Source organism: Nocardioides bruguierae, assembly GCF_023656415.1.
GTDB classification, from domain to species: Bacteria; Actinomycetota; Actinomycetes; order Propionibacteriales; family Nocardioidaceae; genus Nocardioides; species Nocardioides bruguierae.
On the sequence record NZ_JAMOIL010000012.1, the window covers coordinates 95,598 to 118,596 of the forward strand.

The window sequence follows — 22,999 nt, forward strand, 5'->3', positions numbered from 1 at the left end:
GAACCATGGCACGGTTTTGGATCGATACAAACCGACTTACGTCGAAATCCGGCAAAAGTCTGTGGAACACTGGGCGACGATGACCATCACGACGCTCCCCACGAGCGCCTCCGGGACCACGGCCGGCGCGCTCCTCCACCTGGTCCGTACCGGTCGCGCCACCACGCGTGGCGAGCTGAGCCGCGTCACCGGCCTCTCCCGCTCCTCGGTCGCCTCGCGGCTCGCGACGCTGATCGACGCGGGCCTGCTGCACGAGGGCGAGGAGCAGCCCTCCACCGGCGGTCGCCCCGCCGGCGCGCTGCACCTCGACCCCGACCACAGCGTGGTGCTGGCCGTCGCCGTCGGCCGCTCGCGCAGCCAGGTGGGCGTCTTCGACCTCGCCGGCCGCGAGATCGCCGGCGACACCCGCGACCACGAGCCCGGCACCAGCCCCGAGAAGCTGATGCCCGACGTGGTCGAGCGGCTGGCCGCCGTCCTGGCGCCCGTGGACCTGCCCGTCTCCGGCGTCGGCATGAGCCTGCCCGGCGCGGTCGACCCCATCGGCCTGACCAGCGTCGACACCCCCGTCGTGCGCGGGTGGGACGGCGTGCCGCTGGAGCCGTGGCTGCGCAAGGTCACCAGCGCGCCGCTGCACCTCGACAACGACACCTCCGTGCTCACCCGCTCCGAGCTCTTCGGCCGGGTGCCGGCCGCCCGCACGATGCTCGTGCTCAAGGCCTCCACCGGTCTCGCCCTCGGCGTGGTCGCCGACGGCCGTCTCGTCGGCGAGGGCCGCGGCCTGACCGGCGAGCTCGGCCACACGCGGGTCGACGCCGCCGGCGACCTGCCCTGCCGCTGCGGCGCCACCGGCTGCCTGGAGACCCTCGCCGGCGGCTGGGCCCTGGTCGCCCGGCTCCAGGAGGAGGGCCTCGAGGCCCGGCACGTGCGCGACCTCGTGCAGCTCGCGCTCGACGGCGAGCCCACCGCCCGCCGGCTCATCCGCGAGGGCGGCCGGCACATCGGCGAGGTGCTCAGCGTGGCCGTCAACCTGCTGCACCCCGAGGTCGTCGTCGTGGGCGGGGACCTCGGCGGCGCGTTCGACCTGTTCACCGCCGGCCTGCGCGAGTCGCTCTACGCCGACGGCCACCCCGGCGCCACCCGCGCGCTGCGGTTCCTGCCCGCCACCCACGGCGAGGCCGCCGGGCTGCACGGCTGCGCCGCGCTCGCCATCGACCGCGCCCTGGCGCCCGACGCCGTCGACGCGCTGCTGCGCGAGCGCGCGTGACCCGCCCCGCCCCCGCCCCCACGACGACCCCGGGGCTCGAGGACGACGGCGTGCGGCTGCGCCGCCTCGTCCCGCTGCTCGTGGCGCTGGTGATGATCACCCCCGTCGCCACCGACGCCTACCTGCCCGGCCTCCCCCGGCTCTCGGCCGACCTCGGCACCACGGACGCCGGCGGCCAGCTCAGCCTGACCGCGTTCATGGTCGGCGCCTCGCTCGGCCAGCTGTTCGCGGGTGCGCTGTCCGACGGCTCCGGCCGGCGCAGGCTGCTGGTCGGCGGCACCGTGGTGTTCGCCGTGGCCGGTGTGCTCGCCGCGCTCTCCCCGAGCATCGAGGTGCTGCTGGCCGCGCGGCTGCTCCAGGGGCTCGGCGGCGCCTGCGGCATGGTGCTGGCCCGCGCCGTCGTCCTGGACGTGACCGAGGGCCCCGACACCGCCCGCGTGGTCACCACGATGATGGCGATCGTCATGCTCGCCCCCGCGCTGGCACCGGTGGCCGGCGGCTTCCTGCTGGACGTGGTCGGCTGGCGCGGACTGCTGGGCCTCATCGCCGCCGGCGGCCTCGTGCTGGCCGTGCTGGCCTGGCGCCGGGTGCCCGAGACGCTGCCGGTGCACCGACGCCAGCCGGGCGGCCTCGGCTCGGTGTGGCGCAACGGCCGCGTGGTGCTCGGGCGGCTCGTCTACCGGCGCTACCTGCTCACCCAGGTCCTGGCCTTCACCGCCATGTTCACCTGGGTCTCGAACTCCGCGCTCGTGCTGCAGGAGGACCTCGGCCTGAGCCCGCGGCAGTACTCCCTGGTCTTCGGCGCGTGCGCACTGGGCATGGCGGGCTTCGCGTTCGGGTCGGTGCGGCTGTTCACCCGCACCCGCGTGGGCCACCGCGCCCTCAGCGCCGCCGGGCTCGTGCTCTCGCTGCTCGGCGTGACGACCCTGCTGGTGCTCGCGCTGCTCGACGCCCCGCTGCCGCTGCTGCTGGTGGCGCTGTGGGTGGGCGTCGCGCCGTCGTCGATGTCGATGAGCAACGCGGCGGTGCTGGCCGCCGAGCAGATCCGCGACTACGCGGGCACCGGCTCGGCCTGGCAGGGCGCCCTGCCGTTCCTGTGCGGGGCGCTGGTGGCACCCGTGCTGGGCGCGCTGGGCGCCGCCACGCTCGTGCCGCTGGCCGCGGTGATGCTCGTCTTCCTGCTGGCCTCCGGCGGCATGCTGGGGCTCGCGGTGCGCGCCGAACGGGCGAGGGCCGCGACCGCCTGACGTGCGTAGCGTGGAGGTCGTGACCCTCGAGCCCCCCACGACCAGCAGCGCCGCCCCCGCCGTCCGCGGGCTCGTCGACGACGCCACCGCCTCCGCCGGCCTGCTCGGCGGCATCATCGCCACCCGCGCCGTGCCCGACACCGAGCTCCCGGGCGTCGCCGACGCCGCTCCCGGGCCGGGCGCGGACGCCATGCCGCCGGTGCTCGTCGTGCTGACCGCGGGCGCCGGTCAGGTGGCCGGGCCCGCGCGCCTTGTCGACAAGCGCGGCATCGTCACCGCCGGCCTCCAGGTGGCCCTGCGCGACGAGGCCGACCCGGTCGGCAACGCCCGCCGGGTGGCCGCGGCCGTCGACGCCGCCCGGGGCGAGGGGCTGCTGCTCGACGCCGACGGCGAGGACCTGCCCGTCTGGGTCACGCTGCCGCCCACCGAGGCCACCCACGGCTGGCTGGCCGCGGCCGACGAGATCGCCATGAGCGACCTGCGGGTCGCCCTGCCCACGGACGCCGGGCTGCCGGCGTCCGTGCTGCCGGGCTGGATCGACGCCTGCCTCGACCGCGAGCTGCGGTTCCGCTGCACCGGCGGCCTGCCGGCCGCGCTGCCCGCCGAGGGCCGCCCCGGCTGGCTCTCCGTGCTGGCCGGCACCGCCGTGGCGTGGGACGGCGGGTCCGGCGACGAGGTCGCCGAGGCACTGACCAGCACCGACGCCGACACCCTGCGCGGCGTCGACCTCGAGCGCGCGCGGCGTTGGTTCGTGTCCTTCACCAGCACCGCGCCCGCCGTCGTGGCGCAGGACGCCGCGACGCTGGGCCTGCTGGGCTGACGCCGGGCCTCGAGGGCTGACGCCGGGTCTGCCCGGCTGACGCTCAGCCCGCCCGAGCGGCCGACTGCTCCTCGAGCGCCGACCGTGCGGGCACACCGGTGATCTCCGGCCAGTGCGCGGCGGCGATCCGCTCCACCCGGGCGCGGGCCCGGGGCGTCATGAGCAGCACCGGGAACAGCACGGCGATGGTCATGGAGCCGAGCACGATCGCCGAGTAGGCACCGTGCAACGAGGAGTCCATCGGCGCGACGAGCCCCGCCACCACGCTGAGCGCCACGAGGCCGGTGGTGGAGACCCGCGAGAGCCGCAGGGTCGCCAGGAACGGTGGCAGCCACAGCAGGTACCAGAGGTGCACCACCGGGCTGAGCACGACGGTGGCCCCCAGCACGAGGGCCGCGCTCGCGACGGCCGACGCCGGGTCGCCGGTCGGGCGGCGCAGCGCCACCCACGCCACGACCGCCAGGGTCAGCACCGTCCCGACCTGGCGGACGAGGGTCAGGCCCGTGGCGTCGGCCCACTCGACGCCCAGCAGCCGCAGGCCGGTGCCGACCACCGCGTCCACGGCCCCGCCCACCAGCGTGGTGAGCGAGAGCGGCGTGTTCACGCTGGCGGGCACCGACAGCTGCGCGACCCAGCCCGCGCCGGTGCCGAGCACGAGGCCCTGGAGCACCAGCAGCGTCAGCGACACCGCGGCGACCTGGACGAGCCGGCGCAGCCGCGCCACCAGCCGTGCGCCCGCGGGCAGGGAGACGAGGACGACGGCCACGCACACGAGCCCGCCCGGGCCCTTGACCCCCGCGGCCAGCGAGCCCAGCACCGCGCCCCACACCCAGCCCGCGCGTCCGCGCTCCACGGTGACGACGAGCGCGGCCGCCATCAGCCCGGCCACCAGCAGGTCGTTGTGCAGCCCGCCCACGCCGTTCGCCAGCATCAGCGGCGAGCACAGGACGAGACCGGAGGCCAGCGCCGGGTTCAGCCGGCTCCACCGGGCCATCCGCGGCACCGCCCAGGCGAGCAGGACGAGCCCGACCAGCGCGAGCACGCGGTGGCCCATCACCAGCGCCCAGGGGCTCTCGGTCTGCCCCGCCAGGAGGTCGCCCCAGGCCAGTGGCACGGGGCCGTACGGGGTGGCCGTGCCCATCCAGCGGGGGTCGACGGCCTGGATGATCGGCCCCTCCATCACCCCGGGCCCGACCTCGTAGGGGTCCTGGCCCAGGTGCACGAGCATCCCCTGCGCGGCGTACGACCAGCCGTCGCGGGAGAACAGCGGGGGCGCCAGCAGCAGCGGCACGCTCCACAGCAGGGTCGCGGTGCGCACGAGCGAGAGCGCGTCGCCCGCCTCGTCCTCCTCGGCGACGGCGACGCTGCGGCACAGCGAGAGCCACGCGCCGGCGAGCAGGCCCATGCCGACGAGCACCACGAGGACGCCCAGCAGGCGCCCGGGCATCGCCTCGCGCAGCGCCACCAGCGCCTGCACCTCCAGCAGCGGCGTGGAGCGCGGCAGCGTCGAGACCACCAGCCCGCCCAGCAGCACCAGCACGGAGCCGACGAGGCCGCGGGCCAGCAGCCGGGCCGGGAGGACAGGGACCACGCGGCGACGCTAGGCAGGCCCGGTGGACGCGCGACCCCGCGCCGGTGACGGGGCGGTGAACGATCCTCAGCCGCCGTAGCGGGAGGTGACGAACGCGGCCAGCCGGTCGGCCAGGGCCGAGAGCCCGGCCTGCGCGGGGGCGCGGGAGTCCCAGGCCACGACGAGCCGGATGGTGAGCCGCCCGGCGTCGCCCGCGCCGGCGGGCAGCCGCACCGCCAGCGGCACGAGGTCGTGCCGGGCGTCGTCGGAGACCACCGCCACGCCGCGTCCGGCGGCCGCCAGGGCCTGGGCGATGGGCCCGCTCGCGGCCTCCAGGACGCCGGCGGGCGCCGGTGCGCCGGCGGCGGTCAGCGCGGCCTCGAGCGCCTCGCGGGAGGTGAAGGGCCGCGGGAGGAGCACGAGGCGGCGCTCCACCAGCTCGGACAGGGGCACCTGCACGCGGCCGGCCCACGGGTCGCCGGGGCGCACGTAGGCCCAGACCGGGAGCGTCGCGAGCGGCCGCCAACGCGCCGGGGCGGCGGGCGGGCGGGTGCCGATGGCGAGGTCGGCGCCGGCGGCGAGCATGTCGGCGGGCAGCCGGGAGTCCTCGGGGCGCACGTCGAGCACCGGGTCGTCCGCGCCCAGGGTGGCCACGAACGGGGAGACGACGTCGGTGAGGGTCACGTTCGGGGCGGCCACGACCACCCGGTCGAGGCCGCCGCGGGCGTGCACGGCCGTCTGCTCCTCGACCCGGCCGGCCAGCGCGAGCAGCTCGCGCAGCGCGGGCAGGAGCGCGAGGCAGGCGCGGGTGGGCCGCAGCGGCCCGGACCCCCGCTCGAAGAGCGTGACGCCGAGGTCGGCCTCGAGCTGGCGCAGCTGGCGCGAGAGCGAGGGCTGGCTGACGTGCACCGCCTCCGCGGCCGCGGAGACCCCGCCGGCGTCCACCACCGCCACGGCGTAGGCGACGTGCCGCAGCTCCATCCGACCTCCTCGCGCCATGCCCGAGAGGCATGACGTGCCGCCAGCATAGGTCTTGGACGCGCATAGTGCCGCGGGACCACGATGGACGGGAGCCACCACCGACCTCCAGGAGCCACCCCATGACCACCACGCCGACCGCCCCCGCCCCGACCGTCAACGGCGTCCCGCAGGAGCGGAAGGTCGTGACCGCGATCCCCGGTCCGCGCTCGGTGGAGCTGGCCGCCCGCAAGTCCGACGCCGTGGCCGCGGCCGTCGGCACGACGATGCCGGTCTACGCGACCCAGGCCGCCGGCGGCGTGGTCGTGGACGTGGACGGCAACCACCTCGTCGACCTCGGCTCCGGCATCGCCGTGACCACCGTCGGCGTGAGCGACCCGCGCGTGGTCGCGGCCGTGCAGGCCCAGGCCGCCGCGTTCACCCACACCTGCTTCATGGTGACCCCCTACGAGGGCTACGTGGCCGTGGCCGAGCGGCTCAACGCCCTGGCCCCCGGCGACTTCGCCAAGCGCTCCGCGCTGTTCAACTCCGGCGCCGAGGCCGTGGAGAACGCGGTGAAGGTCGCGCGCTCCTACACCGGCAAGGACGCGGTCGTCGTCTTCGACCACGCCTACCACGGCCGCACCAACCTCACGATGGCGATGACCGCCAAGAACATGCCCTACAAGCACGGCTTCGGGCCGTTCGCGGGCGAGGTCTACCGCGCGCCCCTCTCCTACCCCTACCGCGACGGCCTGAGCGGGGACGAGGCGGCCACGCGCGCGATCTCGATGATCGAGTCGCAGGTCGGCGCCGCCAACCTGGCGTGCGTCGTGATCGAGCCGATCCAGGGCGAGGGCGGCTTCATCGAGCCGGCCGCCGGGTTCCTCCCGGCGCTGCAGGCCTGGTGCCGCGCCAACGGCGTCGTCTTCGTCGCCGACGAGGTGCAGACCGGGTTCGCCCGCACCGGCCACTACTTCGCCAGCGAGGCCGAGGGCCTCGAGCCCGACCTGCTGGTGACGGCCAAGGGCATCGCGGGCGGCATGCCGCTCTCCGCCCTCACCGGCCGGGCCGAGATCATGGACGCCGCGCACGCCGGCGGCCTCGGCGGCACCTACGGCGGCAACCCGGTCGCCTGCGCCGCGGCGCTCGCGGTCATGGACGCGATCGAGGCCGACGGCCTGGTCGCGCGAGCCCGGGAGATCGGCGACCTGCTCGGTGGCCGGCTGCGCGACCTCGCCGCCCGCGACGCACGCGTCGGCCAGGTGCGCGGGCGCGGCGCGATGATCGCCGTCGAGCTGGTCGAGGCGGGCACCACGAACCCGGACGCTGCCCTGGCCAAGGCCGTCGCCGCCGCCGCGCACGCCGAGGGCGTCGTCGTCCTCACCTGCGGCACCTACGGCAACGTGCTGCGCTTCCTGCCGCCGCTGGCGATCAGCGACGCGCTGCTCACCGACGCCGTCGACGTCCTCGAGCGCGCCTTCGCCGGCGCCTGAGACGCCCGACCGGACCTTCCGCCACCCCTCCGCACAGAGCAGGCTGACCCCATGAGCACCTTCCCCGTCGAGAACCCGGCCACCCGCGAGGTCATCGGGCACGTGCCCGACCACGGCCCCGAGGAGGCACGCGCCGCCGTCGACCGGGCCCACGCGGCCTTCGGCGAGTGGTCGCGCACGACGCCGCGGCACCGCTCCGACGTCCTGCGCAAGGCCTTCGAGCTGATGCTGCGCGACAAGGACCGCCTCGCCGAGATGATGGCGGCCGAGAACGGCAAGTCGCTCTCGGACGCGGCCGGCGAGGTCGTCTACGCCGCCGAGTTCTTCCGCTGGTTCTCCGAGGAGGCGGTGCGGCCCGGCGGCGACTACGGCGAGTCCCCCGCCGGCGGCACCCGCACGATCGTGACCCACCGCCCGGTCGGCGTGGCCGCGCTCGTGACCCCGTGGAACTTCCCCGCGGCCATGGCCACCCGCAAGATCGGCCCCGCCCTGGCGGCCGGCTGCACCTGCGTCCTCAAGCCCGCCGCGGAGACCCCGTTCACGGCCATCGCGGTCAAGGAGCTGCTGGTCGAGGCCGGCATGCCCGAGGACGCGGTGCAGATCGTCACCACCACCGACGCGGGCTCCGCGGTCTCCACGTGGCTGGAGGACGAGCGGGTCCGCAAGATCAGCTTCACCGGCTCCACCCGGGTCGGTCAGCTGCTGCTGGGCCAGGCCGCCGAGCGCGTCGTCAACGCGTCCATGGAGCTCGGCGGCAACGCCCCGCTCGTGGTCACGCAGGACGCCGACCTGGACGAGGCCGTCACGGGCGCGATGCTCGCCAAGTTCCGCAACGGCGGCCAGGCCTGCACCGCGGCCAACCGGTTCTACGTGCACGCCGACGTGGCCGAGGAGTTCACCGCCAAGTTCGTCGAGGCGGTCTCGCAGCTGAAGGTCGCCCCGGCGGCCGAGGGCGGCGACATCGGCCCGCTGATCACCGCCGCCGCGGTGGAGAAGGTGACCAAGGCCGTCGACGGGGCGATCGCGGACGGCGCGACCGTCGCCTACCGCGCCGAGGTGCCCACCGGCGAGGGCCACTGGTACCCGGCCACGGTGCTCACCGGGGTCGACCAGCACGCCGCCGTCCTGGCCGAGGAGATCTTCGGCCCCGTCGCGCCCATCACCACCTGGACGAGCGACGAGGAGGTGCTCGCGCTGGTCAACGGCACCGAGTACGGCCTCGCCTCGTACCTGTTCTGCGGCGACCTCAAGCGTGCGCTGCAGCTGGCCGAGCGGGTCGAGGCCGGGATGGTCGGCATCAACCGCGGCCTGGTCTCCGACCCCTCCGCCCCCTTCGGCGGCGTCAAGCAGTCCGGCCTCGGCCGCGAGGGCGCCCGCGAGGGCCTGCTGGAGTTCACCGAGCCCCAGTACTTCTCCGTCGCCTGGTCCTGACCCACGTCCCTGCCCCACCCCTGCCACCGCCGAGTCGGCAGTAACTTGCTGCCGACTGGGCTTGGTCAGGGGCGGGTCAGGGGCGGGTCAGGAGCGGGACGACGGCCCGCAGCGAGGCGACGGAGCACAGCGTCCAGGTGCAGACCAGGGTCGCGAGCGCCAGCCAGCCGTAGGCGGTCACGACCGACCCGACCGCGCCACCTCCGGCGCCGGTCAGCGCCGCACCGAGCAGGTGCGAGCCGAGGGCGAGGGTGCCGATCGGGAAGGTGAGGGCCCACCAGCCGGGGGTGAACGGCATCCGGCCGAGGAACCCGCGCGCGGTCACGAGCGCCGCCCAGACCACGAGGGGCAGCCCGAGCGCGAGCACGACGAGGCCGTAGCCGTCCGCCACCCGCTGTGCCTCGAGCGCGGCCGGCGCGGTGAGGAACCGGCCGGACTGCGCGGCGATCACCTGCGCGGCGGCCGTGGACTGCCCCACGATGCCGAGCGGGATCCAGGCCGCGGCGGAGGCCGCCGGCGGCAGCGGGGCGACCCGCCAGTGGTGGGCGTAGGCGACGCCGAAGACGACGAGGCCGAGGGCCAGCGCCAGGGCGAAGCAGGCCGCCGCCGCGAGCAGCAGCAGGAACTGCCCGCCGGCCCCGGGCACGTGCGGCACCAGCAACGCCCCGGTCGTCGCCGAGACCATCGGCGGCACGATCGGCAGCCCCCACACCGGCGTCGGCACGAGGGCCGTCTGCCGCACCAGCACCGCGCCGAACCCGAGCGCGGTGGCCACGCCGAGCAGCGTGCCGAGGGTCCACAGCACCGCGTCCACGACCACGGCCGCGGTGCCTGCCGCCGGCGCCAGCACCGGCAGCACGGTGAGCGTGGCGGCACCCACGGCGAGCAGCCCCATCGAGACCGTGCCCCACAGCGGCAGCACGGCCGGGTCCCGCACGGTCGCGACGAACGCGCCCGGGTGCCGCACGGAGCGGACGGCGAACCCACCGACGAGCACCGTCAGCACCAGCCAGCCGGCCACCATCATCGGTACCGCCAGCGTGGTGAGCACCCCGCCGACGTCCGTGCCGCCGAGGCTGCCCCCGGCCCCGTAGGTGCCGAGCAGGGTGGCCAGGATGCCCGTGCCCATGGACGCGGGGAACCAGGCGGGCCCGACGGGCGGCAGCGGCAGGCGGGCCGGGCGCGGGCGGGGCGCGTCGGCCGACGGCGGGACGGGTCCGCGGTGGTGCAGGGGGGCGGCGGTGCTGGACATGCCTCCAGGCTGCTCCCGGCCGCGGGCCACCAGAAGTACCCGTTTCCCGCCGACTCCACAGGCATCGCCTGTGGGTCGGCCAGGCGGACGTGGCAGGGTCGGCGTCGTGTTCTACACCCCGGACTCCCGCGACCGCGGCCGCCTGCCGCACGACCCGTTCAAGGCGATCGTCGCCCCGCGCCCCATCGGCTGGATCGGCACCCGCAGCGCCACGGGCGCCGACAACCTCGCGCCCTACAGCTTCTTCAACGGCGTCAACCACGCCCCGCCGATGGTCATGTTCAGCTCGACGGGCATGAAGGACTCCGCGACCAACGCGCTGGACACCCGCGTCTTCACCTGGAGCCTGGCCACCGAGGCGCTGGCCGAGCAGATGAACGCCTCCTGCGCACCGCTGCCGCACGGCACCAGCGAGTTCGAGGCCGTCGGGATCGAGGCGGCCCAGGGCCGGGTCGTCGACGCGCCGTTCGTCGCCGCCAGCCCCGCCGCGCTGGAGTGCGTCGTCGTGCACGACGCCCGGCTGCGCGACACGGACGGCGCCGAGTGCGACCAGTGGCTGGTGGTCGGCCAGGTCGTCGGCGTCCACCTCGACGAGGGCCACCTGACCTCCGACGGCCGCTTCGACACCCGCCGGGCGCGGCCGCTGATGCGCGCGGGCTACCTCGACGAGTACCTCGTGGCCGACACCGAGCTGCGGATGAGCCGGCCGCACTGAGGCCTCCGGGCGAGGACCACCCGACGGACACCTTGACCTCGAGCGAGGTCGAGGTCCTACCGTGCGAGAGCACCCCCGCACCCTGAACCGCCCCTGGAGGACCCTCATGCCGCGCCCCGCCGCACCCCACGCCACGACCCGTCGGGAGGTGGTCCGGTGAGCGCCTCCGCGGAGTCCTTCAAGGCGGCCTTCCGTCGGCACCCGGCCGGGGTCGCGATCGTGGTCGGCGAGGGCGAGGACGGCCCCGTCGGCATCACCGCCTCCAGCGTCGCCTCCGTCAGCGCGCACCCGCCCATCCTGTCGTTCTCGCTCTCCCGCAGCGGCTCCTCGGCACAGGCGATCGCGGGCAGCCCGCGGGTGGCGGTCATGCTGCTCACCGCGGACCACCGTCCGCTGGCCGAGTCCTTCGCGCGCAGCGGTGGCGACCGGTTCACCCCCGACCAGCCGTGGCTCACCTCCCCCGACGCCCTCCCGGTCGTGGACGGGGCGGCAGCCGTCCTGCACGGCCGGGTCAGCCGGGTGGTGCCCGCCGGCGACTCGTGGCTGGTGCTGGTGGCCGTCGACGACGTCGTCCTGGCTCAGCGGGACACGGAGCACGACACGGACGGGACGAGCGGCGGGGACGCGCTGCAGCCACTGGTCTACGCCGACCGACGCTGGTGGACCCCCGCCGAGCTCCGCCGGCCCGACCCGGCGACCGGCCCGTGACCGCGCCGGCACCGCCCGCTCCCCCGCCCGGGCCGCACGACGCCGACGAGCTGCTGACGATCGGGGAGGTCAGCCGTCGCAGCGGCATCCCCGTCACCGCCCTGCGCTTCTACGAGGACGAGGGCCTCATCGCCTCCGAGCGCACCGCCGGCAACCAGCGCCGCTACGCGAGGCACGCCCTGCGCCGCATCGCCCTGATCAGCGTCGCCAAGCGCCTGGGCATCCCGCTCGCCGACGTCCGCCTGGCCTTCGAGGGGCTGCCGGCCGACACGCCCCCCAGCCAGGAGGACTGGCGCCGCGCGTCGCGGGAGTGGCGCCGGGTGCTCCAGGAGCGCCGGGACGCGCTCGACCGGCTCACGACCCAGCTGACCGGGTGCATCGGCTGTGGCTGCCTGTCCATGAAGGCGTGCGGGCTCATCAACCCCGACGACGTCCTCGGCGAGGACGGCAGCGGGCCGCGCCGCCTCTGAACCCCGCCCTCCCCCGGCGCCACCCCATCCCCTCGGAGCGCCGGACGACAGCGGCGCAAAGAGGGCGTAACACGAGCGCCCTGCACAGGCTCTGACCTGCGGCGACGCTCCCCCAGCGTGACGACGACCACCCGGTCGGAGACCTTGACCTCGACCGCACTGGAGGTTCTAGGGTCGAGGGACTCGCACCCCGACACGAAGGACCTTCATGTTCCGCCAGATCCTGGCCCCCACGGTGGCCGTCTCCGCTCACTGCGACCTGCCCTGCGGCGTCTACGACCCCGCCCAGGCCCGCATCGAGGCCGAGTCCGTCAAGGCCGTCATCGCCAAGGCCAACGACTCCTCCGACCCCGACTTCCGCACCCGCGCCGTGCTCATCAAGGAGCAGCGCTCCGAGCTCGTCAAGCACCACCTCTGGGTGCTGTGGACCGACTACTTCAAGCCCCCGCACTTCGAGAAGTACCCCCAGCTCCACACCCTCTTCAACGAGGCCACCAAGCTGGCCGGCGCCACCGGCACCAAGGGCACCATGGACGCCGAGGCCGCCGACTCCCTCCTCGCCAAGATCGACGAGATCGCCGAGATCTTCTGGGAGACCAAGAAGGCCTGAGGCCCTCCCTCCCCTGCTCGACTCGCTCCCGCCAGGCTCGGTGGGGGCGGGTCGTCGTCTTTTTACCCGCGTCGTCCCGCACGGGTGAGAGGACAGGCGACGCACAGGGGAACCGGGAGAGGGACAGACACCCACTCCCCTGAAGGAGGGCTCGTGCCCACCATCGCCATCATCGGCGCCGGCGCCAACCTCGGCGCCGCCGTGACCCGTCGCTTCGCCAAGGAGGGCTTCTCCGTCGCCCTCGTCTCGCGCCACCTGGGGCGCGTGCAGGACCTCGCCGCCGACCTGGCGGACGAGACCGGTGCCGCCGTGCGCGGCTACTCCGCCGACGTCACCGACCGCGACGCGCTGCGCGCCGCGCTCCAGCAGGCCTCTGCGGACCTCGGGCCGGTCGAGGTGCTCCAGTACAGCCCGCTGCCCGCCAAGGAGTTCCTCCGCCCGGTCCTGGAGACCACGGTCGAGGACCTGCAGCCCGCGCTCGACTTCTCCGTGCACGGCCTGCTCACCGCCGTCCACCAGGTGCAGCAGCACATGCGCGTGCTCGGCGGCGGCACCGTCCTGCTGGTCAACGGCGGCAGCGCCGTGCGTCCGGTCGCCCACTTCGCCGGCACCTCGGTCTCGTTCGCGGCCGAGTCCGCGCTGGGCCAGATGTTCCACGACGCCCTCAAGGACGACGGCATCCACGTCGGCCAGCTGATCATCCCGGGCGCCATCGAGGAGGGTCACCCGAACAAGGACCCGGAGGTGCTCGCCGAGAAGTTGTGGACCATCCACAGCGAGAAGGGCGAGTTCCGCACCTTCGCCCAGGGCCTGGACGACTGAGTCCCGCCCCGAGGTGAACAGGAACGGCCCCGCACACCGTGAGGTGTGCGGGGCCGTCTGGGCTCCGTCAGGCGAAGATCAGTCGTTCTGGGGGAAGCCCAGGTTGAGGCCGCCGTGGCTCGGGTCCAGCCAGCGCTGGGTGACGACCTTGCCGCGGGTGAAGAAGTGCACGCCCTCGGTGCCGTGGGCGTGGGTGTCGCCGAAGAGCGAGTTCTTCCAGCCGCCGAAGGAGTAGTAGGCCACCGGGACCGGGACCGGGACGTTGATGCCGATCATGCCGACCTCGACCTCGTTCTGGAACTTGCGAGCCGCACCACCGTCGTTGGTGAAGATCGCGGTGCCGTTGCCGTAGGCGTTGGCGTTGATCATCGCCAGGCCCTCGTCGTAGCTGTCGACGCGCAGGACGGCGAGCACCGGGCCGAAGATCTCCTCGGTGTAGATGCTCATGTCGGTGGTGACGTGGTCGAACAGCGTCGGCGCCACGAAGAAGCCGTTGTCGCCGTCGGCGTCGAAGTCACCCGAGCGGCCGTCGCAGACCAGCTTCGCGCCGGCCTCCTCGCCCTCGTTGATGAAGCCGACGATGCGGTCGCGCGACTGCGAGGTCACGATCGGGCCCATGTCGCAGGAGCGGGTGCCGTCACCGGTCTTGAGGGTGGCGACGCGCTCGGCGATCTTGGCGACGAGCTCGTCGGCGACGGGCTCGACGACCACGAGGGCCGAGATGGCCATGCAGCGCTCGCCGGCGGAGCCGAAGCCCGCGTTGACGGCGGCGTCGGCGGCCAGGTCGAGGTCGGCGTCGGGGAGGACCAGCATGTGGTTCTTCGCGCCGCCGAGGGCCTGGACCCGCTTGCCGTGCGCGGTGCCGGTCTCGTAGACGTACTTCGCGATCGGCGTGGAGCCGACGAAGGAGATCGACTTGACGTCGGGGTGGGTCAGCAGGGCGTCGACCGACTCCTTGTCACCGTTGACGACGTTCAGGACGCCGTCGGGCAGGCCGGCCTCGGTCCACAGCGCGGCCATGGCCAGCGTGGCGGACGGGTCCTTCTCGGAGGGCTTGATGATGACGGCGTTGCCGGTGGCGATCGCGATCGGCACGAACCACAGCGGCACCATGGCCGGGAAGTTGAACGGCGAGATGACGCCGACGACGCCGAGCGGCTGGCGCAGCGAGTAGACGTCCACCGCGGTGGAGGCGTTCTCGGTGTGGCCACCCTTGAGCAGGTGCGGGATGCCGCAGGCGAACTCGGCGACCTCCATGCCGCGCAGGACCTCGCCCAGCGCGTCGGAGAGCACCTTGCCGTGCTCGGCGGTGATGAGCGCGGCGATCTTCTCCTTGTCGCGGTTCAGCAGCTCGCGGAACTTGAACAGCACGGCGGAGCGGCGGGCCAGCGACAGCGAGCCCCAGGACTCGAACGCCTTGTTCGCGATGCCGACGACGTCGGAGACCAGGTCGGCCGACGCGAGGTCGAGGACACCGGTCTGCTCGCCGGTGGCGGGGTTGAACACCGGGCTGGTGCGCTCGGCGGTGCCCTCCCAGGGCTTGCCGGCGATGAGGTGGGTGATGCGAGCGGGCGTGCTCATGGTTCTCCTCGTGGAGGTTGCGGGTGCTGGTGGTGCAGGAGGGGGCGGTGTGCCCGCCGTGGTTGGTGTCGCGGGACCGGCCGGGGACGAGATCCGGCCGGCCCCGCGAGACGGGGGCTGGATCAGCCGGCCGGAGCGACGAACTGCCGCTGCTTGGCCTGGTGCTCCAGGTAGCGCTGGTAGGCGTCCTTGGTGGACTCCAGCTCGGAGGTCTGGCTCACCGGCACGTCCCACCAGCTCTCGCTGTCGGGGGCGTAGACCAGCGGGTCGGTCTGGACGTGGATGACCACCGGGCCGTCGGCCGGCATCTCCTTGGCCTCGCGGACCGCCTTGGCGAACTCGTCGGGGCTGGAGACCTCGAGCACCGTGGCGCCGAGGCTGCGGGCGTTCTCGGCCAGGTCGATCGGCAGCTTCTCGCCGTCCAGGCGACCGGCGTCGCCGCGGAAGCGGTACTTGGTGCCGAAGCGCTGCGAGCCGAGCTCCTCCGAGAGGGAGCCGATCGAGTGGAAGCCGTGGTTCTGGACCAGGACGATGATGACCTTGATCCGCTCCTGGACGGCGGTCACGAGCTCGGTCGGCATCATCAGGTAGCCGCCGTCGCCGAGCATCGCGAACACGTCGCGGGACTCGTCGGCCAGGCGGATGCCCAGCGAGGCCGGCAGCTCGTAGCCCATGCAGGAGTAGCCGTACTCGACGTGGTACGCCTTGCGCTCGCGCACGCGCCACTGCTTGTGCAGGTCGCCCGGCATGGAGCCGGCGGCGCACAGGACGACGTCGCGCGGGTCGGTGAGCTCGTTGACCATGCCGAGCACGTTGCCCTGGGTCAGCAGGCCCGGGGCGAGCGCGTCGGTGACCTCCGCGGAGGGGTGGTAGGACGCCTCGACGGCCGCGTCCCACGCCGCCCAGGCCTCGGCCTGCTCGGTGAGGTAGGCGTCCTCGACGCTCCAGCCCTCAAGCGCGGCCTGCAGGTCGGTCAGCGCCTCCTTCGCGTCCGCGAGGACGGTGAGGCCGGCCTGCTTGACGGCGTCGATCTGGGCCACGTTGATGTTCACGAACCGCACGCCGTCGTTCTGGAACGCGGTGCGCGAGGCGGTGGTGAAGTCGCTCCAGCGGGTGCCGATGCCGATGACGAGGTCCGCCTGGGCGGCCATCGCGTTGGCGGCGGTGGTGCCGGTCGAGCCGACCGCGCCCATGAGGCGCGGGTGGCCGTGCAGGAGCGAGCCCTTGCCGGCCTGGGTCTCGCCGACCGGGATGCCGGTGGCCTCGGTGAAGGACGCCAGGGCCTCCTCGGCCACCGAGTAGTGCACGCCACCGCCGGCGACGATCATCGGACGCTTGGCGGCCTTGATCAGCTCGGCGGCCGCCGTGATCCGGGAGACCTCGGCACGCGGCACGGCCACGTGCCAGGTGCGGTCCTCGAACATCTCGACCGGCCAGTCGAAGGCCTCGGCCTGGACGTCCTGCGGCAGCGCCAGGGTGACGGCACCGGTGGCGGCCGGGTCGGTGAGCACGCGCATCGCCGACATCAGCGCCGAGGGCAGCTGCTCGGGGCGGGTGACGCGGTCGAAGAACGCCGACAGCGGGCGGAAGGCGTCGTTGACGGTGACGTCGCCGGCGTAGGGCGCCTCGAGCTCCTGCAGCACCGGGGAGGAGCGGCGGGTCGAGAACGTGCCGGAGGCCAGCAGCAGCACCGGGATGCGGTTGATGGTGGCCAGCGCGGCCGAGGTGAGCATGTTGGTCGAGCCGGGGCCGACGGACGCGGTGCAGGCCCAGGTCTGCAGCCGGTCCTTCTGCTTGGCGTAGGCGACCGAGGTGTGCACCATCGACTGCTCGTTGCGGGCCAGGACGTAGGGCAGGCCCGGCTCCTCGCCGGCGTCCAGGGCCACCTCCTCCATCTGGAGCAGGGCCTGGCCGATGCCGGCCACGTTGCCGTGGCCGAAGATGCCGAAGCAGCCGGCGAACAGCTTCTGCCGCTCCCCGTCACGCTCGGAGTACTGGTGCGCCAGGAACTCGACGGTCGCCTGGGCGACGGTCAGGCGCACGGTCCCGCCCGGGGTGTACCCGGTCGTGGGCTGCGGAACGGTCTCGCTCATCACTTTCCTCCGAAGGGCAGGCGCGGGTCGAGGGGCTGGTCGCCCCAGGTCTCGCGCACCCAGCCGTGGCTGGGGTCGTCGCAGATCAGCCAGGACCGCTCCTCGCCGGGGCCGGCCATGACGTTCAGGTAGTACAGGTCGTAGCCGGGCGCGGCCATCGCCGGGCCGTGCCAGCCGTGGGGCACCAGGACGACGTCGCCGGTGCGGACCTCGGCGAGGACGTCGATCGGCCGCTCGTCGGTGCCGTACACGCGCTGGTAGCCGATCGGGTCCTTGTCGCCGCGGATGGCGGTGCCGGCGGCCTCGCCCTCGACCTGGGTCTCGAAGTAGTAGATCTCCTCGAGGACGGTCTCCTCGCCGGGGCGGTGCTCGTCGTGCTTGTGCGGCGGGTAGCTCGACCAGTTGCCGGCGGGCGTGAGCACCTCGCAGGCGATGATCGACTCGGCCTCGAGCACGCCGGGGATGCCGAAGTTGCGCACCTCGCGCGAGCAGATGCCCGCTCCACGCATCTCGACGGGCACGTTCGCGGCCGGCAGGTGCACGAAGGGACGCTCCGTCGCGGCGGCGGTCTTCGTGCGGGCGGCGCAGACGGCCACGCGCACGGTCTCGTCACCGGTCTGGCCGGCGGCCGACAGCTCCAGGGTGGAGCCGGCGGGCACGTAGGCCACGTCGGTGGAGGAGGCGAAGACGGAGGGTCGGCCGACCAGGGTCGCCTCGCTCTTCTCGCCCGCGGCGCTGGTGGAGACCACGCCGACGGAGCCGCCGGAGAGCGGCACCACGACGAGCTCCCAGCCCTCGGCCTCGAGGGTGTGCTGGCCACCCTCGCCCAGGGTCACGACCTTGAGGCCGGTGTGCGCCCAGCCCTCGACGCGGTCGTCGACGACGACGTCGCAGCCGTCCGCGGCCGCGGCGCCGAGCGGGAGCACCCAGGCGTCGTTGCCGGCGCTCATCCGTGCACCATCTTCGCCGCGATGTCGACCGCGCCGGCGACGTCGCCGTCCGGCGGGTAGAGCAGCGTGCGGCCGATGATCAGGCCACGCACGGTGTCGATCTCGAGGGCCTTCTGCCAGGAGGCGTAGGCCTCCTCCGGGTCGCCCTTGGGCTCGCCGCCGAGCAGCAGGGACGGCATGGTGGTGCTCTCCATGACGCGCTCGATCTCGTCGACCACGGGCAGCTTGAGCCAGGTGTAGGCGCTGGTGGCGCCCAGGCCCTCGGCGATCGCGATGGACTTGATGACGTTGTCCGGGTCCAGCAGGTTCTTCACCTTGCCGGTCTCGGCGTCACGGGTGGAGATGAAGGGCTCCAGCATCGCCATCTTGCCGGCCGCGGCCAGCTCGTCGATGGCCACGGCGGAGCGCTCGAGCATCGCCACGGTGCCGGCGTCCTCGTAGCAGATGCGGTTGAGCATCTTGCCGCCGTCGAAGCCGCGCTGGACGATCTCGGACACGGTGTGCCCGGTCATCCGGTCGTCGAACTCGAAGCCGGCGCCCATGAGGCCGCCGCGGTTCATCGAGCCGAAGACGAGCTTGCCCTCGAGCGCACCCATGAGCAGCAGGTCGTCGAGGATGTCGGCGGTGCCGAGCACGCCGTCGACGCCGGGGCGCTCCAGCGAGGTGGCGAGGCGCTCGAGCAGGTCGCGACGGTTGGACATCGCGTTGCCGTCGCCGCGCACGGAGAGGGCTCCGCGGGCGGGGTGGTCGGCGGCCACGATCATCATCTGGCCGTCGTCGCCCAGCAGGGGGCGGCGCTTGCGCGCGGCCCAGGCCTCGGCGATGCGGTGCGGCTCGCGGGCGCGGATCTCGGTGAGGTCGATCATGAGGGTCAGCCCTTCGTGGAGGGGATGAGGGTCTTCATGGCCTCGAGCACCTCGGCCTCGTCCGGCATGGCCGTCGAGCACTCGAGCTTGCCGACCACGACGGCCCCGGCGACGTTGCAGAACTGGAGGATGCGGGTGAGGTCCCAGCCGGCCAGCAGGCCGTGGCACAGGGCACCACCGAAGGCGTCGCCGGCACCGAGGCCGTTGACGACGTCGACGTAGACCGGCGGCACCTCGACGCGCTCGTCCTTGGTCGCCGCGAGGACGCCCTTGGGGCCCTGCTTGACGATGGCGAGCTCGACGCCGCGCTCGAGGAGGGCGTCAGCGGCACGCTGGGGCTCGGTCTCGCCGACGGCGACCTCGCACTCCTCCTTGTTGCCGATGGCGACGGTGACGTGCTCGAGCGCCTTGCCGACCTGCTCGCTGGCGAGCTCGGGGCTCTCCCAGAACATCGGGCGGTAGTCCAGGTCGAGGATGGTGAGCGGGCTGCGGCCGCGGGCCTCCCAGGCGACGAAGTGCGCACCGCGCGAGGGCTCCTGGGAGAGGCCGGTGACGGTGGCCCAGAAGATCTTGGCGTCCTTGACCGCGTCCATCGGCACGTCCGAGGCCTCGAGCATGAGGTCCGGGGCGATGGGGTGGCGGTAGAAGTACAGCGGGAAGTCGTCCGGCGGGAAGATCTCGCAGAACGTGACCGGGGTCGGCGGGCCGAAGGGCACCGCGGGGCCGGTGGTGATGAAGGCGGGGTCGACGCCGAGGCGCTCGGACTCCAGCTTCACGAAGCGGCCGAAGGCGTCGTCCCCGGTGCGGGTGACGAGGGCGGCCTTGCGGCCGTACCGCGCCGCCGCGACGGCGACGTTGGTCGCGCTGCCGCCGAGGAACTTCTCGAAGGTCTTGACCTCCTCGAGGCCCACGCCGTGGTCGAGGGGGTAGATGTCGACTCCGGTGCGGCCGATCGACACGAGGTCGTAGGCCTGGTCGTTCGCTGTCACGACGTGACTCCGTTCTGGGTAGAGCGCGGCCCGGTCTCACTCACGGGCACGTCCGGAGACAGGGACTCCGGGGGACGTGACACCAGGTTCGCGTGTGAGGCTCGTCTCGTCAAGAGATTGTCCTAACAACTTCACTTTAGACCTGACATGGCACGACGCCAACCCCGGGTCGGGGGTCGGGCACGAGGTCGGACGAGGCCCGCCCCGGAGCCCTCGGGACGGACGGCTCAGCGCGCGACGAGCGTCGTGGAGAAGCTGTACCGGTCGGGGTGGTACGCGTGCCGGCCGAGCTCGATGGCCCGGCCGGTGTGGTCGTAGGTGAGCCGCTCCATGGTCAGCACCGGGGCGCCCGGCTCCATCTCCAGCAGCGAGGCCTCATCCGGGGTGCACGCCCGGGCGCCGATGCGCTGCTGGGCGATGCGGATGCCGACGCCACGCGAGCGCAGCAGCTGGTAGAGGCCGGCACCCTCGAGCGAGGCCGGGAGCAGGTCGGCGAACTCACCGGGCAGGTGGTTGTCGAGCACGGCGACGGGCACGCCGTCGGCCATGCGGCGGCGACGGATGTGCAGGACGGGGTCGCCCGCCGGGAGGCTCAGCCGCGCCGCCACGTCCTCGTCCGCCTCGAGCACCTCGTGGTCGAGCAGCGTCGTGGTCGCGCTGATGCCGGCCTGGCTCAGGTCCTCGAAGAGGCTGGTGAGCTCGACCGAGCGCTCGACCTGGCCCTGCACCACCTGGGTGCCGATGCCGCGCTGGCGCACGAGCAGGCCCTTGTCGACGAGGTCCTGGATGGCGCGGCGGATCGTGGGGCGCGAGATCTGCAGCCGCTCGGCGATCGCCATCTCGCTCTCGATCCGGCCGCCGGCGGGGATGACGCCGCTGCGGATCGCCGACTCCAGCCGGCTCGCGACCTGGGAGTACATGGGCAGGGGGCTCGTGCGGTCGAGGTCCGCGAAGAGCTCCTCGGGCCAGTGGGCCTCCTCGAGGGCCATGTCAGCCTCCTCGTCGCGGGGTCGGACGCCCCACGCAGGTTAATTGTCTCAACATTATGCCCACATGGTCGCAGATGGGCCGGAACCGCGACAGGGCGGCATCGTCGCAGTTCAGCGGCCTGCGACCGGGCCGGATCGGGTCACGTCGATGTCTGACAGGTCGCCCACAGGGGGGAAGCAGGACGAGATGGAGGTCACTAGCACGTGCTAGTGTGCCCGGCGCCACGTCAGATGACCTACGACATCCCTGGAGACGAAAGGTTCACCATGGCCAGCTCCAGCGCTCCTGCGCATACGTCCGACACCCCGTCCAACCTCCCACCGGACACCCCCGGCCCGCACGTCTCGCGGCTCCGGCTCATCACGGTGGTGGCCACGTTCGGCGGTCTGCTCTTCGGCTACGACACCGGTGTCATCAACGGCGCCCTCGAGCCGATGACCGAGCAGCTCGGACTCACCTCGACCACCGAGGGCATCGTCGTCAGCATCCTGATCTTCGGCGCCGCGATCGGCGCCCTGCTCGGCGGCCGCCTCTCCGACAGCTTCGGCCGTCGGCACAACATCATCTGGCTCGCCGGCCTCTTCATCGTCGGCACCATCGGCTGCTCGCTCTCCCCCAGCTGGGAGGTCCTGACCGTCTTCCGCTTCATCCTCGGCCTGGCCGTCGGTGGCGCCTCCACCACGGTGCCGGTCTACCTCGCCGAGGTCTCGCCCTACGAGCGCCGCGGCTCCCTGGTGACCCGCAACGAGGTCATGATCGTCCTCGGTCAGTTCCTCGCGTTCATCATCAACGCGATCATCTTCCAGATCTGGGGCGGCGAGGAGCACGTCTGGCGCTGGATGCTCGTCGTGGCCGTGCTGCCCGCCTTCGCGCTGCTGTTCGGCATGCTGCGCATGCCCGAGAGCCCGCGCTGGCTCTCCGGCCGCGGCCGTGACGACGAGGCCCGCGAGGTCCTCCACCAGGTCCGTTCCCCCGAGCGCGCCGACGCGGAGATGGACGAGGTCCACGCGCTCATCGAGGAGGAGCAGGAGGCCCAGACCGGCGGCTGGTCCGACCTGGCCGTCCCGTGGGTGCGCCGCCTGATCTTCATCGGCATCGGCCTGGGCATCGTCCAGCAGGTCACCGGCATCAACTCGATCATGTACTACGGCACGCAGCTGCTGCAGGACGCCGGCTTCTCCGCCGAGGCCGCGATCATCGCGAACACCCTCAACGGTCTCGCCAGCCTGCTGGGCATCACCGTCGGCATCCTGCTGATCAACAAGATCGACCGCCGCAGGATGCTGCTCGGCGGCTACGGCCTCATCATCTTCTTCCACCTCGCGGTGGGCCTCGCGGGCAACTTCCTGCCCGAGAACGACTTCAAGCCCTACGCCATCCTCGTGCTGGTCGCGCTGTTCGTGTTCTTCATGCAGGGCACGCTCGGCCCGCTCGTGTGGCTGATGCTCGCCGAGATCTTCCCGCTGAAGATCCGCTCCTTCGCCATGGGCACCTGCGTGTTCGTCCTCTGGATCACCAACGCGCTCGTCGCCTTCGCCTTCCCGCAGGTCGTCTCGGCCCTCGGCATCGGCCCGACCTTCTTCATCTTCGCGGGCATCGGCGTCCTCTCCACCATCTTCATCTACTTCTTCGTCCCCGAGACCCGGGGCAAGACGCTCGAGCAGTTCGAGGCGGAGATGAGCGCCTGACCGGCGCCGATCCCCACCGACGACACGAAAGAAGGCACGCATGTCCATCCTCGTTGCCGTGACCGACAGCCCCGAGGGCAGCAAGGCGCTCGTCGCCGCTGCCGATGAGGCCCAGCTGCTCGGCCAGAAGCTCTACGTCCTCAACCTCGCCCTGCGATCCCTGGCCGACCTCCCGGTCGTGGACGCCGGCGTGGAGATCATCAACCGCAAGGGCCGCGGCGACCGCGACCCCGTGCACGCCGTGCTCGACGAGATCGAGAACCTCAAGATCGACCGTCTCGTCATCGGCATCAAGCGCCGCTCGGCCGTCGGCAAGGCCCTCCTGGGCTCCGTCAGCCAGCGCCTGCTGCTCGAGTGCCCCGTGCCCGTCGTCGCCGTCAAGGTCGACGCCTGAGGCTCAGCACCTGCTCCACCCACACGAACCCGGTCCCGCTTCGGCGGGGCCGGTTTTGTGTTGATCTGGCGCCCTCCGGGCGCATG

At 73.4% G+C, this 22,999-nt stretch carries 21 protein-coding genes; 12 read left to right on the plus strand and 9 right to left on the minus strand.

Features of this window, described 5'->3' with window-relative positions:
• Nucleotides 1–79: 79 nt before the first annotated feature.
• Genes M8330_RS11085 through M8330_RS11095 form a run of 3 tightly spaced genes read left to right on the plus strand, consistent with a single transcriptional unit; the run spans nt 80 to nt 3,331 of the window.
• Nucleotides 80–1,264, plus strand: a complete 1,185-nt coding sequence (locus M8330_RS11085; RefSeq protein ID WP_250052213.1) for an ROK family transcriptional regulator — start codon at nt 80–82, stop codon at nt 1,262–1,264.
• The gene (locus M8330_RS11090; protein WP_250827369.1) at nt 1,261–2,511 is read left to right on the plus strand and encodes a multidrug effflux MFS transporter; all 1,251 of its coding nucleotides are present in this window, start codon (nt 1,261–1,263) and stop codon (nt 2,509–2,511) included. The genes M8330_RS11085 and M8330_RS11090 overlap by 4 nt, the downstream gene beginning before the upstream one ends.
• Nucleotides 2,512–2,530: 19 nt before the next feature.
• Nucleotides 2,531–3,331, plus strand: coding sequence for a hypothetical protein (locus tag M8330_RS11095; RefSeq protein ID WP_250827370.1), 801 nt, complete (start codon nt 2,531–2,533; stop codon nt 3,329–3,331).
• Between the two features lie 43 nt (nt 3,332–3,374).
• Here M8330_RS11095 and mptB read toward each other — a convergent pair whose 3' ends face one another.
• Both mptB and M8330_RS11105 read right to left on the minus strand, forming a co-directional pair.
• Entirely contained in the window at nt 3,375–4,922 is a 1,548-nt protein-coding gene (gene mptB, locus M8330_RS11100; RefSeq protein WP_250827371.1) for a polyprenol phosphomannose-dependent alpha 1,6 mannosyltransferase MptB, read from the minus strand.
• A gap of 66 nt (nt 4,923–4,988) precedes the next feature.
• Nucleotides 4,989–5,882, minus strand: coding sequence for a LysR family transcriptional regulator (locus tag M8330_RS11105; protein ID WP_250827372.1), 894 nt, complete (start codon nt 5,880–5,882; stop codon nt 4,989–4,991).
• Nucleotides 5,883–6,001: 119 nt separating this feature from the next.
• Between M8330_RS11105 and gabT the strand changes: the two genes are divergently transcribed.
• The gene (gabT, locus tag M8330_RS11110; RefSeq protein WP_250052206.1) at nt 6,002–7,354 is read left to right on the plus strand and encodes a 4-aminobutyrate--2-oxoglutarate transaminase; all 1,353 of its coding nucleotides are present in this window, start codon (nt 6,002–6,004) and stop codon (nt 7,352–7,354) included.
• Nucleotides 7,355–7,405: 51 nt separating this feature from the next.
• Complete coding sequence (locus M8330_RS11115; protein WP_250827373.1) at nt 7,406–8,785, plus strand: NAD-dependent succinate-semialdehyde dehydrogenase; 1,380 nt, start codon at nt 7,406–7,408, stop codon at nt 8,783–8,785.
• A 76-nt stretch (nt 8,786–8,861) separates the two neighbouring features.
• On the opposite strand, the gene M8330_RS11120 is transcribed toward M8330_RS11115, so the two are convergent.
• Nucleotides 8,862–10,037, minus strand: coding sequence for an SLAC1 family transporter (locus tag M8330_RS11120; protein WP_250827374.1), 1,176 nt, complete (start codon nt 10,035–10,037; stop codon nt 8,862–8,864).
• A gap of 106 nt (nt 10,038–10,143) precedes the next feature.
• On the opposite strand from M8330_RS11120, the gene M8330_RS11125 reads away from it, so the two are divergent.
• The 5 genes from M8330_RS11125 (at nt 10,144) to M8330_RS11145 (ending at nt 13,362) form a co-directional block, all read left to right on the plus strand.
• The gene (locus M8330_RS11125) at nt 10,144–10,752 is read left to right on the plus strand and encodes a flavin reductase family protein (RefSeq protein WP_250827375.1); all 609 of its coding nucleotides are present in this window, start codon (nt 10,144–10,146) and stop codon (nt 10,750–10,752) included.
• A 156-nt stretch (nt 10,753–10,908) separates the two neighbouring features.
• On the plus strand, nt 10,909–11,460 hold the full coding sequence (locus tag M8330_RS11130) for a flavin reductase family protein (protein WP_250052199.1): 552 nt from the start codon (nt 10,909–10,911) through the stop codon (nt 11,458–11,460).
• Nucleotides 11,457–11,930 (plus strand): redox-sensitive transcriptional activator SoxR, encoded by a 474-nt coding sequence (soxR, locus tag M8330_RS11135; protein WP_250052198.1) that lies wholly within the window; start codon nt 11,457–11,459, stop codon nt 11,928–11,930. The genes M8330_RS11130 and soxR overlap by 4 nt, the downstream gene beginning before the upstream one ends.
• Nucleotides 11,931–12,138: 208 nt before the next feature.
• Entirely contained in the window at nt 12,139–12,540 is a 402-nt protein-coding gene (gene sodN / locus M8330_RS11140; RefSeq protein ID WP_250052197.1) for a superoxide dismutase, Ni, read from the plus strand.
• A gap of 153 nt (nt 12,541–12,693) precedes the next feature.
• A complete protein-coding gene (locus tag M8330_RS11145) occupies nt 12,694–13,362 on the plus strand; it encodes an SDR family NAD(P)-dependent oxidoreductase (RefSeq protein ID WP_250827376.1) in 669 nt (222 codons plus the stop codon).
• 78 nt (nt 13,363–13,440) lie between these two features.
• Here M8330_RS11145 and M8330_RS11150 read toward each other — a convergent pair whose 3' ends face one another.
• The 6 genes from M8330_RS11150 to M8330_RS11175 form a co-directional block, all read right to left on the minus strand.
• Nucleotides 13,441–14,943 carry a CoA-acylating methylmalonate-semialdehyde dehydrogenase gene (locus M8330_RS11150; RefSeq protein ID WP_250052195.1) on the minus strand — a complete coding sequence of 501 codons (1,503 nt, stop codon included), beginning with the start codon at nt 14,941–14,943 and terminating at the stop codon, nt 13,441–13,443.
• Nucleotides 14,944–15,065: 122 nt separating this feature from the next.
• Nucleotides 15,066–17,036, minus strand: coding sequence for a 3D-(3,5/4)-trihydroxycyclohexane-1,2-dione acylhydrolase (decyclizing) (gene iolD, locus M8330_RS11155; RefSeq protein WP_250827377.1), 1,971 nt, complete (start codon nt 17,034–17,036; stop codon nt 15,066–15,068).
• Entirely contained in the window at nt 17,036–17,986 is a 951-nt protein-coding gene (gene iolB / locus M8330_RS11160; RefSeq protein WP_250827378.1) for a 5-deoxy-glucuronate isomerase, read from the minus strand. The genes iolD and iolB overlap by 1 nt, the downstream gene beginning before the upstream one ends.
• Nucleotides 17,983–18,852, minus strand: coding sequence for a Cgl0159 family (beta/alpha)8-fold protein (locus M8330_RS11165; RefSeq protein ID WP_250052191.1), 870 nt, complete (start codon nt 18,850–18,852; stop codon nt 17,983–17,985). Before M8330_RS11165 ends, iolB begins: the two co-directional genes overlap by 4 nt.
• A gap of 5 nt (nt 18,853–18,857) precedes the next feature.
• Nucleotides 18,858–19,841, minus strand: a complete 984-nt coding sequence (gene iolC, locus M8330_RS11170; protein WP_250827379.1) for a 5-dehydro-2-deoxygluconokinase — start codon at nt 19,839–19,841, stop codon at nt 18,858–18,860.
• Nucleotides 19,842–20,068: 227 nt separating this feature from the next.
• Nucleotides 20,069–20,830: a GntR family transcriptional regulator gene (locus M8330_RS11175; RefSeq protein ID WP_250052187.1), complete on the minus strand. Its 762-nt coding sequence runs from the start codon at nt 20,828–20,830 to the stop codon at nt 20,069–20,071.
• 267 nt (nt 20,831–21,097) lie between these two features.
• On the opposite strand from M8330_RS11175, the gene M8330_RS11180 reads away from it, so the two are divergent.
• Nucleotides 21,098–22,519, plus strand: a complete 1,422-nt coding sequence (locus M8330_RS11180; RefSeq protein WP_250827380.1) for a sugar porter family MFS transporter — start codon at nt 21,098–21,100, stop codon at nt 22,517–22,519.
• 40 nt (nt 22,520–22,559) lie between these two features.
• Nucleotides 22,560–22,913, plus strand: coding sequence for a universal stress protein (locus M8330_RS11185; RefSeq protein WP_250052183.1), 354 nt, complete (start codon nt 22,560–22,562; stop codon nt 22,911–22,913).
• The last annotated feature ends 86 nt before the right edge of the window (nt 22,914–22,999 follow it).